Source organism: Glaciimonas immobilis (genome assembly GCF_011947285.1).
GTDB lineage: Bacteria > Pseudomonadota > Gammaproteobacteria > Burkholderiales > Burkholderiaceae_D > Glaciimonas > Glaciimonas immobilis.
On the sequence record NZ_JAAOZT010000004.1, the window covers coordinates 34,798 to 47,548 of the forward strand.

A 12,751-nucleotide genomic window follows, 5' to 3' on the forward strand; every position below is an offset into this window, starting at 1 on the left:
CTCTGATCGGGGCTGCGAAAATAGGCTTAAAGCAAAGTGTAGGAAATCCGCAGCGTTTATTTGTTCTTGTTATAGACATCAACACAAACAGCTGCCAGCAATACCAATCCTTTTATGACTTGCTGATAATCGATACCAATCCCCATAATCGACATGCCGTTGTTCATCACGCCCATCACAAACGCGCCGATTACCGCGCCCATCACCTTACCAACACCGCCCGAGGCGGATGCGCCACCGATGAAGCAAGCCGCGATCACATCGAGCTCGAATCCGGTACCGGCTTTTGGTGTCGCAGTATTCAAACGTGCTGCGAAAATGAGCCCTGCCAGGGCCGCTAATACACCCATATTGACGAAGGTATAAAACGACACGCGGGTGGTTTTGATACCTGACAGCTTGGCAGCTTTCTCGTTACCGCCGACTGCATACACTCTGCGGCCCAGCGTCGTGCGATTGGCAATAAAGGTATAAATAACCATCAGCCCAAACATGATGACCAACACGTTCGGCATGCCTTTGTAAGACGCTAGCAAATAGCTGAAATAAATAATAATCGAAACAAAGACAATATTTTTCAGGACAAAAAATGTGAGCGGCTCATCTTCCATACCATGCCTGGTCTGACTGAGCCGACCGCGAATTTTTACGATGATCAGGATCGCAGCAACCGCCACCCCGACCAGCAATGAAGTGATGCGCAGATCAACGCCGCCAATTGGATCAGGAATAAAGCCTGAACTTAGACGCTGGAATGTATCGGGAAAAGGGCCGACCGATTGCCCGTCCAATAACGCCAACGTCAAGCCTTTAAACACTAGCATTCCGGCCAGCGTTACGATAAATGACGGTATTCTGAAGAACGCTACGAAATAACCTTGTGCGCCGCCAATGACCCCGCCCGCAATCAGGCAAATAATGATCGTGAGGATAAAATTAAGGTGGAAGTTCACCATCAATACTGCTGCCAGCGCACCGACAAAACCGACCACCGATCCGACCGACAAATCGATATGTCCGGCGACAATCACCATTAGCATACCCAGCGCCATGATGACGATATAACTGTTTTGCAATACCAGATTGGTCAGGTTCAATGGCCGCATCAACGTGCCATCGGTCATATACTGGAAGAACGCCATAATCGCGATCAATGACAGCAACATGCCGTACTCGCGCATATTCTTTTTTAAAAAATCCGCGTAATCTCTGGTCTCCGCGACAGGTCTTAGTCCTGTTGAATCTGCCTCTGCGACCGCCATTTTTTGGTTCATGTTAGTTATCTCCGATCTTCGCGTTTTTTACAATCGCGCGCATAATTTTTTCTTGTGATGCTTCTGCCGCCAAAAATTCGCCAACGAAATTACCTTCGTTCATGACGTAAGTGCGGTCGCACATCCCCAGCAATTCCGGCATTTCCGATGAGATCATAATGATGCATTTGCCTTCTGCTGCCAGCTGGCTGATGATGTTATAAATCTCGTACTTGGCACCCACGTCAATACCGCGGGTTGGCTCATCGAGTATCAATACATCAGGATTGGAAAACAGCCACTTGCTCAACACAACTTTTTGCTGATTACCGCCCGACAAATTCAATACTTTTTGAAAAACGCTGGAGCATCGAATCCGCAGCTTGCTGCGATAGTCCGCTGCCACCATAAATTCTCGCCCCTCGTCCACAACCAGCATATTGGATACGCCGTCAAGATTTGCCAGGGTGATATTTTTTTTGATGTCTTCGTCCAGAATCAAGCCGTAGCCTTTTCTGTCTTCCGTGACGTAGGCGATGCCATGGTTAATGGCTTTTTGGACGGTACCAACGTCTATCTCTTTACCGCGCAAAAAGACCTTGCCGCTAATGCGCTTACCGTAGGTGCGACCAAAAATACTCATCGCCAGCTCAGTGCGCCCTGCTCCCATCAATCCGGCGATGCCAACTATTTCGCCTTTTTTTACATGGAAGTTGACGCCTTTAATCACTTCGCGATCAGAATGCAATGGGTGATGGACGCGCCATTGCCTCACCTCAAAAATGGTCTCGCCTATCTTCGGTGTACGCTTCGGATATCGGTCGGCCATTTCACGACCAACCATGTTCTGGATGATGCGATCCTCGCTGATGACTTCTTTATGGCAATCCAGCGTATCCACTGTTGTGCCGTCGCGCAGGATGGTGATCGAATCGGCGACTTTTGAAATTTCATTCAACTTGTGCGAAATAAGAATGGAAGAAATTCCCTCCGCTTTTAATTCAAGCAACAACTCAAGCAAGGCATCGCTATCGCTCTCGTTTAAGCTGGCAGTAGGCTCATCCAAAATCAACAATTTGACTTTTTTGGAGAGCGCCTTCGCAATTTCGATCAATTGCTGTTTGCCGACGCCAAGGTTGGTAATCAGCGTACTAGGTGATTCTTTCAGTCCGACTTTTTGGAGCAGTTCTTTGGCTTTTCTATACGACAGCGCGGTATCGATGATGCCGTTCGTGGCTTGCTCATTACCAAGGAAAATATTTTCTGTAATCGACAACAAGGGGACTAAGGCCAACTCTTGATGGATAATAATAATACCGATTTTCTCGCTGTCGCCAATGTCTTTAAATTGGCGTTCCTCACCTTGGAAATGAATTTCTCCAGTGTAGGAACCGTGGGGGAATACGCCACTTAATACTTTCATCAGGGTGGATTTACCCGCCCCGTTTTCGCCGACCAGCGCGTGAATTTCACCAGTACGCACCACCAGATTGACATTATCCAGCGCCTTAACGCCGGGAAATGTTTTCTGGATTCCTCGCATTTCCAGGATCGTTTCCATCTTTTTACCTCTTATCGTTGCCGCAGTCCCAAAACGTAAAAGGAGCTGGCTTAACGACCAAATTGCGACCGAATTTTACCCGCGGAGTTCGATGTGACGCTTAATATCGCCATCAAATATCGCCATCAAATGACGCCATCAAACGCCGCAGAATGTTACGTCAGGCTACCCTGCGCGCAACGTCTGCGGCACCTCACTTTATTTCCTGAATTAGTAATTATTTAATTTGTGCTTCGGTGTAATAGCCGCTACCAGTCACCAGCACCTGCTTCCAGTTAGTTGCGTCGACCACGACTGGTTTCAACAGGAAGGCAGGAACAACTTTGACGCCATTGTTGTAGGTTTTGGTATCGTTAATTTCAGGTGTCTTTCCGCTCAGTAAGGCATCCACCATACCGACCGTTACCTTGGCTAATTCGCGCGTGTCCTTGAAGACGGTCGAGCGCTGTTCGCCGCGCAGGATCGATTTGACTGATGGGATTTCAGCATCTTGACCGGTTACAATTGGCATTGGCAGTTTTGGCGTACCATATCCAACGCCTTTAAGCGAAGAAATGATCCCGATACTCAAACCATCATAGGGCGACAACACCGCGTCTACGCGCGCATTTGTGTAATACGCGCTCAACAGGTTATCCATACGTGCTTGCGCAACCGCGCCGTCCCAACGTAGCGTAGACACCTTCTCCATACCTAACTGTTTGCTACGCACGACTAGTTTGCCGCTATCAATATACGGCTTCAAAACAGACATTGCGCCGTTATAAAAAAAGAACGCATTGTTATCATCTGCCGAACCGCCAAACAGTTCAATATTGAATGGACCTTTAGCAGTCTTTAAATTGAGTGCTTTCTCGATATAACCCGCTTGCAAAACCCCGACCTGAAAATTATCAAAAGTCGCGTAGTAATTGACATTTTTAGAATTACGGATCAAACGGTCATAGGCGATGATCTTGACGCCCTTATCCGCGGCCTTTTGCAGCACATCAGATAACGTGGTGCCGTCAATCGATGCGATTACCAGGACTTTTGCGCCTTTGGTGACCATGTTCTCAATTTGGGCTAACTGATTTGGGATGTCGTCTTCAGCATATTGCAGATCGGTCTTGTAGCCTTTTTCCTTGAATACCTTAACCATATTCTCGCCATCGGCAATCCAGCGTGCTGACGATTTGGTGGGCATTGAGATACCTACCAGTGCTTTTTCCTGCGCGCTGGCCTGAGAAGCGACGCCAATCAGACCTATCATCAATCCTAAAATCGTGGATTTAATTATGTTCACAACCTGTCTCCTTTAGTTACTTAGTTATTGTGGTGCTGCGAGTGTTAAGTACTACCGCCTTGTAAGTGCTATCAAGAGCTACACTTTTTTAACGATTTTATCGGTAAGCCAATTATCGTATGGGTAACGCTTCGCGCGCTAGCCGATACCCACCTGATGTCTCTTCAAAATGCATCTTAACCTTTTCAACGTCGAGGTTTACAGCAATTTCCAACCTCATAGTACGAATTTTACCGATATCAAACAAATGAATTTTTTTCCTAATTCAATATCCGTTTTGATATGTCTAATCAATCGGCAATTTGTGCGTCAGGCGCGTGATGCATCCGTGATTCATGGCCAGTCTGCGTTTTGAAGTGGACTTCAGGAAAGCGCCCCCACAGTGTAAAAATAGTCGCGTGCTGTGACCAATCACTTTTTTTACAAAAGTGATATCCATAATGATATCGCTGCAAGAAATGGAAGGTCAGAAAATAAACAGCTTAACATTCGTATGTCACGGAAGAATTATTTCCCGGTAGAAATGTCACGTGGTTTTAAAAATTATTGTAGGTAATATTACTTACCTCGTTATTAATAGAGGCAATAAGAAATTGTTAAATAGAAGCGAAAATAGAATTAATTATTTAGAAATGTATCGACATTGACTTAATGTAAAGGAATCAGTCTCTAGTTGGTTCCCAGTTAATTAGAATCGCGGCGATTTCATTGGATTAGTCACGCGATCTTATTGATGTACTGGTGGACTATTCGGTTTTCCCTAGCATTTTTTGTATCATTCTGATGTTTGAAATAATCAACTTATAGAGGCTACAAGATGGCAAGTTTAAATACGAAACAAATTAATGAATATTCAGTTTTTTTCAGCAAACTCGATCTCGATAAGAGTGGGACTGTGTCCGTAAGTGAGCTACGAAAAAGTCCTCTTAGCGGCATATTCAAATTTAAGGAACTAGATGGTGATCACGATAAACAAATCACCTTAACTGAATTTCTCGTTGCGATGGCGGAATAATCGAAATGGGGTGAGATTTGCCAGGGCTTTGGCACTCACCCTTTTGTAGTTTCTTCAAATATTGCTTTTAGCTGGTGTTGTCGAATAATATTGTAGATTTTGTTAATTTATTAAAAAATACTAAATTAGTATTAATTTTATATACTTTTATAATATCTTTCAGTTGTCCCTTTTAACAGGTATCGCTTAACTAAAAATTATGGCGCTTCTATGGAGGCCATCAATAATAAATAAAATAACAGCAAGCTCCTATAAACAAACTTTCCTGCGTTCGCAGTGGGAATAGCCGCGCATAAAAAGCGATTGCCGCTATAAATGTGATTAATTGGGTACTTGCGATAAATCGTTCCGGAACGCGGTCGATTTTGAGGAAAAACAGAGACGGCCAGCACGCCTAACAGCGCGCAACGCCACGAGAACGGGCTGAAAGCTTTAACTAAGGCTTGCGGCCTAAAGAGAACTGAAGGAACAGCGAGAACGGTGAAGTCTGGCAAAATACCGCTTAATATTCTAAAATCGCGCCAGCAAGTCAATCTGGCTGATCATCGGCTCTGCGTCACCGGGCGTCACCTTTTTATAGGTACCATCTGGTTTCATATCCCACGCAGAAGCGTTGTCCTGCAAATGTATCAACAAACTCTCTTCGATAACACGACGCTTTAATTTGCTGTCCAGAATCGGAAACGCTGTTTCAATTCGTCTAAACAGATTCCGATCCATCCAGTCGGCGCTGGAGAGGATTACGTGCTCATCCCCGTCTGCGTAAAAATAGAAGACGCGGTGATGTTCCAAAAAACGGCCAATCACAGAACGTACGGTGATGTTCTCCGACAATCCTGGCACGCCCGCATGCAACGCGCACACGCCGCGAATGATCAGCTGAATCCTGACACCGGCTTGCGATGCGCCATATAGAGCGGCAATGACGGTTGGTTCAAGCAACGCGTTCATCTTGGCGATGATATATCCCTGCCGTCCCGCTTTAACGGCGTCGACTTCTTTTTCGATCGCTTTGAGAATATTTGCGTGCAGCGTAAAAGGTGACTGCCACAGCCGTTTAAGCGGGACCTGCTTGCCAAATCCAGTCAATTGCTGGAAGACGTTATGCACGTCTTCGCACATTTTGTCATCGCTGGTCATCAATCCAAAGTCGGTATATAAACGCGCTGTGCGCGAATGATAGTTACCGGTTCCCAAATGGACGTAACGTTTCAGTTTGGTGTGCTTTGCGTGGCGCTTGCGGCGCACGATCAGCAACATTTTGGCGTGGGTTTTATAGCCGAATACGCCGTAGACAACGTGTGCACCAACCGCCTCCAGTTTGGCGGCCCAGCCGATATTGGTTTCTTCATCAAAACGCGCCATCAGTTCCAGCACCACGGTTACTTCCTTGCCATTTTTGGCAGCCTGCATTAATGCGAGCATCAACGCCGATTCATTACCGGTGCGATAAATGGTTTGCTTGATCGCCAGCACGTCGGGGTCGATTGCTGCTTGCTGCAATAGTTCCAGAACCGGTTGGAAACTTTCGTAAGGATGGTGCAGCAGTACATCGCCCTGATCGATCACATCGAACACCGAGGACCCGGTGAAGAACGACTTCGGCAAAACCGGTGTATGGGGTGCAAACTTCAGATCCGGGCGATCAACCAAATCGGGCAGCGGCATCAAACGGACCAGATTGACAGAACCATTGACCCGATAGCAATCGGCCTGCTGCAATCCATTTTGTTTTAATAAGCGCAGTACCAGCGAGGCGGGAGTATCTTCGGCCACTTCCAGACGCACCGCATTGCCTAATTGTCGCGTCGGCAGTTCGCCTTGCAACGCCAACCGCAAATCAGTAACTTCATCTTCGTCGACAAACAGATCACTGTTGCGCGTGACGCGGAATTGATAGCAGCCGCCTATCGACAGACCGGGAAATAGCTCTCCTACAAAACACTGCATAAAACTACTTAACAGGACAAAGCCGTACGGATGGCGCGATAGCTCGTCGGGCATACGCACCAGGCGCGGTAACGCGCGCGGCGCCTGTACGATGGCTAATTCTGGCTCGCGCCCAAAGGCGTCTTTTCCGCTGAGCTTGACGGCGAAATTCAGGCTCTTGTTTAATACTTTGGGAAAAGGATGCGCGGGGTCAAGGCCAATAGGCGTCAGGACCGGTAGTAATTCCGTTTTAAAAAATTCATGCGCCCAAGCGCTTTGCTTTTCATCCCAATCAGACTCAGAGTAGAAGACAATGCCTTCGGCATTTAGCGCGGGCAGTAATTCATCATTGAAGAGTGCATATTGGCGCGCAACCAATTTCTGCGCGCGTTCGCTAATTACCGTGTACGCGTGCTGCAGCGACATGCCGTCCGGGGTCACACCATCGATAGCTTCACGCATCTGCTCTTGTAAGCCGGACATGCGAATTTCAGAAAATTCATCCAGGTTACTGCTGGTAATACATACAAAGCGCAAGCGCTCAAGTAACGGAATCGATGGATCTTCGGCCTGCGCTAACACACGCTCATTGAAGGCCAAAACGCCCAATTCACGATTCAATATAGGGAAAGTCATATTTTCAATTAGTCATCATCGAAATGGGGGGAACGCCTTCGATCATGCCTTTAAGGCAATACTCAAGAGAATCGATGCGATTGTAATTGTTCAATATGACGAACTAATGACAAATTAATATGTACTTGCATCACGCAAATGGGACATACCCAGTTTTCCGGCAGTTATTTTGCTTCTGCCCCAAACGATAAAAGTGACTGTCGGGAACGAATTCATACGGCTTTATGCAAGATCGAGATGGATTATCGCTGTCCGGGTGGAATAATCTTGATAGCAGCGGCAAAACGCGCATGTAAGTCAAGGTCCACTGGCCGATGTTTCACTTCGGTCCACGCAGGATCGTTAGCGAGGCAATTGCCGTTTTTCCAGTCTTTGGCTGGACGAATTGGTCGCGGAACAAATCCGCCGCCACAATTGGGACAAACATTTTCAAGAATATCATCGACGCAATCCGCGCAAAACGTACACTCATAGGAGCAAATACGGGCTTCGTAAGATGTTGGAGGAAGCGCTTTGTTGCAATTCTCGCAGGTCGGCCTGAGTTCCAGCATGGTGGCTCCTTAAGATGACTTTTATAGTTCGGTATTTGTATCTTGCAGGAAAAATTTTGATGCAAAACGTACTCTGACCCGCGTATGTCCACGTCTGCTTTTACATTTCCGCCTAAATAATCAGGAGTACATTCAGCGCGTGCGTGCTGCTCGGTGGTTATCACTAATATACCGGACTATAAGGTCGTAAGGCACCTTGGCCACCGCATAACCCATGTAAACTGCAAACTCTTTCTTTAGATCCACCGTTATGCTTCTGATGCCACTCGCCAAAACCTTTGGACTCTTTATGTTGACCGCACTCGCCGAAATACTTGGGTGCTATTTGCCTATGCTGTGGCTTAACGGCAAAGGCTCTGCATGGCTGTTGTTGCCCGCCACCCTCAGCCTGACGGCGTTTGTCTGGATGCTGACGCTGCACCCAATTGCGAGCGGGCGGGTCTACGCAGCCTACGGCGCGGTCTATATTGCGACTGCTATCGTTTGGTTATGGCGGGTCGACGGGGTTACGCCACGCTGGACCGACTTGCTTGGCGCTGGACTGGCTTTGGCAGGCGCCGCAGTGATCGCGATGGGCTCTCGAACCTAACGGCGCCGTTGCCTGGTCTACCGCCCGCCCGCACTTTTTAACGGATGCCGATCAATGCTAACCCCACCGCAAAGATCAGATACAGTCCTCCAAACATCGCCAGACGGCCACCGGTCAACATCTGCTTACGTAACAATATATATAAACCTGCAATCGAGACCATTGTGACCATGCCCGCCCAGATCAATGCGGTATCGAGCAACCATGGCGTAAAGATCAACACTAAAGCCGTGGGTATCGTTGCCTGTATCATCATCGCGCCGCTGATATTACTCAATGCCAGCGTTTGCTTGCCTTGGCGCACCCAGATCACGGCGTTGAGGATCTCCGGTAATTCGGTCGCGATCGGACTCAACAGCAGCGCCACCAAATGCGGTGATATACCAAGCCATGGTGCCATCGCTTCTAACTGCGCTACGAATAACTGTGAACTCAAAAAGATAACAACTAGCGCCACTAACGTCTGCAACGCCGCCCAGCCAAGCGCGGGCTGCGGATCGTTTGGCCGAAATTTTAGCGGATCAAGATCATGGACCTCGATATCGGCGCTGTCTTCTTTGCGGATTTCGCCCCAAATATACACGCCATAAGCCATCAGAAACACCAAACCCAGCCATGGCTTGATCGCAAAAGCGAACAGACCTAACGTAATCTTGAGTACAAAGATACCCATGAACCAGGCTTGGTCGCGACTCAACCGCGCACCATCTGCGGCGGACAAGAGGACGTTGCCAAGCTTCTTACGATTCAAAATGAACATTAAACCGACCACCGCGTAGGCAATCGTGCTGAGGGCCAACGGACCGCCAAGCGCAGCGCCGACGCCGATATCCTTATGTGCAGCATCGCGGCCAAACACCACCGCGACAAAAGTCACCACGGTCTCCGGCAAGGCCGTACCAAATGCGGCAAGTACCGTACCGACGGCGCTTTGAGCCACGCCAAGACGACGCCCTACCCACTCAATACTGTTGACGAAATACTCACAAGACAAATAGATAACAATCGCAGACCCTAATAACAATGCAATCGTCAGGATCATGCTGATACCTCTAGCCGGTCAGCTACGTGGCTTCGCAAAAATACGAATGAAGATGCGCTTGAATGGGCAACCAGAGGGCAAACAAAGGAACAGCGCGACTTGAGCATAACGGGACATCCTGAGGGCTGGGCACTGACAAATGGCGCAGCGTCTTCGCCCAGCCGGGTAAAGACAATGCACCAAAGGTCTTGCCAGACCCGACGGTCGCGTATGCCATGACGATAAGCGTCAAGTATGTTGACATACGCTCATTGCAAAACAGAGACGCTTGATCAGGTGTCAGCGAGGTTCTGTTGCAAGAAGGCTACTCCCCTAAGGAAGCGCCGATCTTATCATTAAAATTCCCCTTAAGGCAATCGACTAATTGGTTGGCGCTCTTGTTTAGTTTTTATGGGAAATAGTTATCGAGGCTTATCAACGGTTATCAATGGTATCAATAGCCATAACTGTCAAAATCAGAAGTAATTAGCTACAAACGGCTAGAATGGCGACAAGTTGATTTTTCTGCTGATTTTTTATTGTTTTTTTGCTCTTTGTTATTGCGTGCCGGCGCGCTTATTTATGCGTGCAGCCCATCAATACCAACGCAGCTATTTTTGATTGGAGCACATTGTCATGAAATGGGCAGTGATTAGTATATTTCTTTTATCCGTTATTTACGTGCACTTCCGCGGCAAGGTACGGTTACCTTTTTTTCGCCAGTTGTTCGACCATTCGTCGATCATGGCACCGCTTAACATTCTGATGTACTGGTTTTCTAAAGTACCCACGGATAAAGCGTATTTACCGACCAGTATTTTCAGTGATTTAAAAATTCTGGAAGACAACTGGGAAACCATTCGGGATGAAGCGCAGGCCCTCACCGGTATGGCAAAAATTCGCGCAGCAGAAAAAAATGACGACGCCGGTTTTAACTCATTCTTTAAAGCAGGATGGAAGCGTTTTTATCTAAAATGGTATGACGCCAGCCATCCATCTGCCGAACAGTTTTGTCCAAAAACGGTGGCGTTACTGCGCCGTACGCCCAGCGTCAAAGCAGCAATGTTTGCTGAACTTGCACCGGGTGGAAAACTTAACTTACATCGTGATCCCTTCGCCGGATCGATGCGCTATCACCTGGGCCTGATTACGCCTAACGATGATCGTTGCTTTATTGAAGTTAATGGCGAGCGCTATAGCTGGCGCGACGGTCAGGGTGTCGTTTTCGATGAAACGTTTATGCATTGGGCGCACAATGGCACCGACGTTAATCGCATTATTATATTCTGCGATATCGAGCGCCCTATGCGGTATCGCTGGGCACAAGCGGTCAACCGTTGGCTTGGTCGGCATATGATGAGCGCGGCGGCATCACCGAATGAGACCGGCGATCAGACGGGTGGCATTAATAAACTGTTTCGCTTTGTATGGGCTGCCGGTCAGTACCGCAGGGCACTCAAAAAATTTAGTAAGCCACTCTATTACGTGGTCAAGTTCGGTTTGATTATCGGCGCGATTGCCGCAATTATCTGGCTGTAAGAGCGTGTATAGTCGGGCGCAATCACAGCGCCCTACTTGCAAATCTGTTTTATTGCACTGGTAAAATTTTGCCGACGACATTACCAAAGCCAACTCGATAACCGTCGCCCTGACACCACCCGGTCATGCTGATTTCATCCCCGTCCTGTATGAAACCGCGTTGCGCCCCACCGGTCAGCGTCAGCGGATTTTGTCCATTGCGGGTCAATTCTAACAAGCTGCCGCATGCATCCGGCGTATTGCCGCTGATCGTTCCTGACCCCATTAAATCGCCTACTTTGGTATTACAGCCGGATACCGTGTGATGCGCAAGTTGTTGCGCCATAGTCCAATACATTGCTTTGAAATTAGTTTTGCAAATCACTTGTCCGACGCTGGAACCACTACTATCCTCCGCCGGTTTTAAGGTCACTTCAAGAGTGATGTCGAACCCATTGTCAGTATGCTCCTGCAAGTATGGCAGTGGCACCGGCACCTGCGCCGGACTGGCAACGCGAAAAGGCTCCAGCGCCTCCATCGTCACCACCCAAGGTGAAATCGAGGTGCCGAAAGATTTACTGTTAAAAGGTCCCAAAGGCACGTATTCCCACTGTTGCAAATCGCGTGCGCTCCAGTCGTTGAGCAACACCATGCCAAAAATATGCTGCTCGGCGACGGCGATGTTTATTGGATCACCTAGCGCATTCGGCTGCCCAATGAAGAAGCCGGCTTCCAGCTCAAAGTCCAGCTTGCGCGACGGCGCAAAGATCGGCGCGTCGCTGTCCGGTAGTTTCAACTGACCTTTTGGACGATGCAATGCGGTACCGCTGACCACCACGGAACTTGCCCGCCCGTTATAACCGATGGGCATGTGTAGCCAGTTTGGTAGCAACGCATTTTCTGGATCACGGAACATGCTGCCGACGTTGGTAGCATGTTCTTTAGACGAATAAAAATCGGTGTAACCTGCTATTTCCATGGGCAAATGTAAAGTGACCTCCTCCTGCGGCAATAACGCTGCAGAACGTAGAGTATGATCGTCGCGTAATAACGGGTTATCGTCGCGTAATAAATGACTGATTAACTCTCGCGTGACGCGCCAGGTTGCGTGGCCTAATGCAACGAATTGATTCAGGCTGCCGCTACGAAAGACTTCTGAAGGCAATGGTAGTAGATCGGCGTCCGCTAGCAGCGCCAGATCCACCACGTGATCGCCGATGGCAACACCGACTCTCAAGGTCGCATCTTCAACCGAACTGAAGATGCCGAACGGCAAATTTTGTATCGGGAAATGAGACTCTGGTGCAGTGGCGATAAAGGATTTAAGCGCAGGGTCATTAGGTGGCATTTAATATCTCCCGTTAATATAAAAAGATCGGCTGTTGATCTCTTG

At 48.1% G+C, this 12,751-nt stretch carries 10 protein-coding genes and 1 riboswitch; of the genes, 3 read left to right on the forward strand and 7 right to left on the reverse strand.

All coding sequences use genetic code 11. From position 1 onward, the window contains the following. Positions 1–56: 56 nt before the first annotated feature. The 3 genes from mmsB to chvE all read right to left on the reverse strand — a co-directional run bounded on the left by mmsB (position 57) and on the right by chvE (position 4,066). The gene (gene mmsB, locus HAV38_RS08190) at positions 57–1,262 is read right to left on the reverse strand and encodes a multiple monosaccharide ABC transporter permease (protein ID WP_168054423.1); all 1,206 of its coding nucleotides are present in this window, start codon (positions 1,260–1,262) and stop codon (positions 57–59) included. A 13-nt stretch (positions 1,263–1,275) separates the two neighbouring features. Then, on the reverse strand, positions 1,276–2,814 hold the full coding sequence (gene mmsA / locus HAV38_RS08195; RefSeq protein WP_168054289.1) for a multiple monosaccharide ABC transporter ATP-binding protein: 1,539 nt from the start codon (positions 2,812–2,814) through the stop codon (positions 1,276–1,278). A 217-nt stretch (positions 2,815–3,031) separates the two neighbouring features. Then, entirely contained in the window at positions 3,032–4,066 is a 1,035-nt protein-coding gene (gene chvE / locus HAV38_RS08200) for a multiple monosaccharide ABC transporter substrate-binding protein (protein WP_168054425.1), read from the reverse strand. Between the two features lie 850 nt (positions 4,067–4,916). Here chvE and HAV38_RS22265 point away from each other — a divergent pair. Further along, positions 4,917–5,114, forward strand: a complete 198-nt coding sequence (locus tag HAV38_RS22265; RefSeq protein WP_168054291.1) for an EF-hand domain-containing protein — start codon at positions 4,917–4,919, stop codon at positions 5,112–5,114. Positions 5,115–5,624: 510 nt separating this feature from the next. On the opposite strand, the gene ppk1 is transcribed toward HAV38_RS22265, so the two are convergent. Beyond that, positions 5,625–7,679: a polyphosphate kinase 1 gene (gene ppk1, locus HAV38_RS08210; protein ID WP_168054293.1), complete on the reverse strand. Its 2,055-nt coding sequence runs from the start codon at positions 7,677–7,679 to the stop codon at positions 5,625–5,627. 242 nt (positions 7,680–7,921) lie between these two features. After that, a complete protein-coding gene (locus HAV38_RS08215) occupies positions 7,922–8,230 on the reverse strand; it encodes a DUF1272 domain-containing protein (protein ID WP_168054295.1) in 309 nt (102 codons plus the stop codon). Positions 8,231–8,489: 259 nt separating this feature from the next. Between HAV38_RS08215 and HAV38_RS08220 the strand changes: the two genes are divergently transcribed. After that, entirely contained in the window at positions 8,490–8,819 is a 330-nt protein-coding gene (locus HAV38_RS08220) for a YnfA family protein (protein ID WP_168054427.1), read from the forward strand. Positions 8,820–8,856: 37 nt separating this feature from the next. Here HAV38_RS08220 and HAV38_RS08225 read toward each other — a convergent pair whose 3' ends face one another. Further along, positions 8,857–9,861, reverse strand: coding sequence for a sodium:calcium antiporter (locus HAV38_RS08225; protein WP_168054297.1), 1,005 nt, complete (start codon positions 9,859–9,861; stop codon positions 8,857–8,859). A gap of 120 nt (positions 9,862–9,981) precedes the next feature. Next, positions 9,982–10,179: riboswitch (yybP-ykoY riboswitch) on the reverse strand. A gap of 297 nt (positions 10,180–10,476) precedes the next feature. On the opposite strand from HAV38_RS08225, the gene lpxO reads away from it, so the two are divergent. Beyond that, positions 10,477–11,379, forward strand: coding sequence for a lipid A hydroxylase LpxO (lpxO, locus tag HAV38_RS08235; RefSeq protein WP_168054301.1), 903 nt, complete (start codon positions 10,477–10,479; stop codon positions 11,377–11,379). Positions 11,380–11,428: 49 nt separating this feature from the next. Here lpxO and fahA read toward each other — a convergent pair whose 3' ends face one another. Next, a complete protein-coding gene (gene fahA / locus HAV38_RS08240) occupies positions 11,429–12,706 on the reverse strand; it encodes a fumarylacetoacetase (RefSeq protein ID WP_168054303.1) in 1,278 nt (425 codons plus the stop codon). Positions 12,707–12,751: the final 45 nt, after the last annotated feature.

Coding starts and splice junctions, on each gene's coding strand:
- mmsB (WP_168054423.1), bottom strand. CDS start 1,262: ATGGCGGTCGCAGAGGCAGATTCAACAGGACTAAGACCTGTCGCGGAG.
- mmsA (WP_168054289.1), bottom strand. CDS start 2,814: ATGGAAACGATCCTGGAAATGCGAGGAATCCAGAAAACATTTCCCGGC.
- chvE (WP_168054425.1), bottom strand. CDS start 4,066: ATGATAGGTCTGATTGGCGTCGCTTCTCAGGCCAGCGCGCAGGAAAAA.
- HAV38_RS22265 (WP_168054291.1), top strand. CDS start 4,917: ATGGCAAGTTTAAATACGAAACAAATTAATGAATATTCAGTTTTTTTC.
- ppk1 (WP_168054293.1), bottom strand. CDS start 7,679: ATGACTTTCCCTATATTGAATCGTGAATTGGGCGTTTTGGCCTTCAAT.
- HAV38_RS08215 (WP_168054295.1), bottom strand. CDS start 8,230: ATGCTGGAACTCAGGCCGACCTGCGAGAATTGCAACAAAGCGCTTCCT.
- HAV38_RS08220 (WP_168054427.1), top strand. CDS start 8,490: ATGCCACTCGCCAAAACCTTTGGACTCTTTATGTTGACCGCACTCGCC.
- HAV38_RS08225 (WP_168054297.1), bottom strand. CDS start 9,861: ATGATCCTGACGATTGCATTGTTATTAGGGTCTGCGATTGTTATCTAT.
- lpxO (WP_168054301.1), top strand. CDS start 10,477: ATGAAATGGGCAGTGATTAGTATATTTCTTTTATCCGTTATTTACGTG.
- fahA (WP_168054303.1), bottom strand. CDS start 12,706: ATGCCACCTAATGACCCTGCGCTTAAATCCTTTATCGCCACTGCACCA.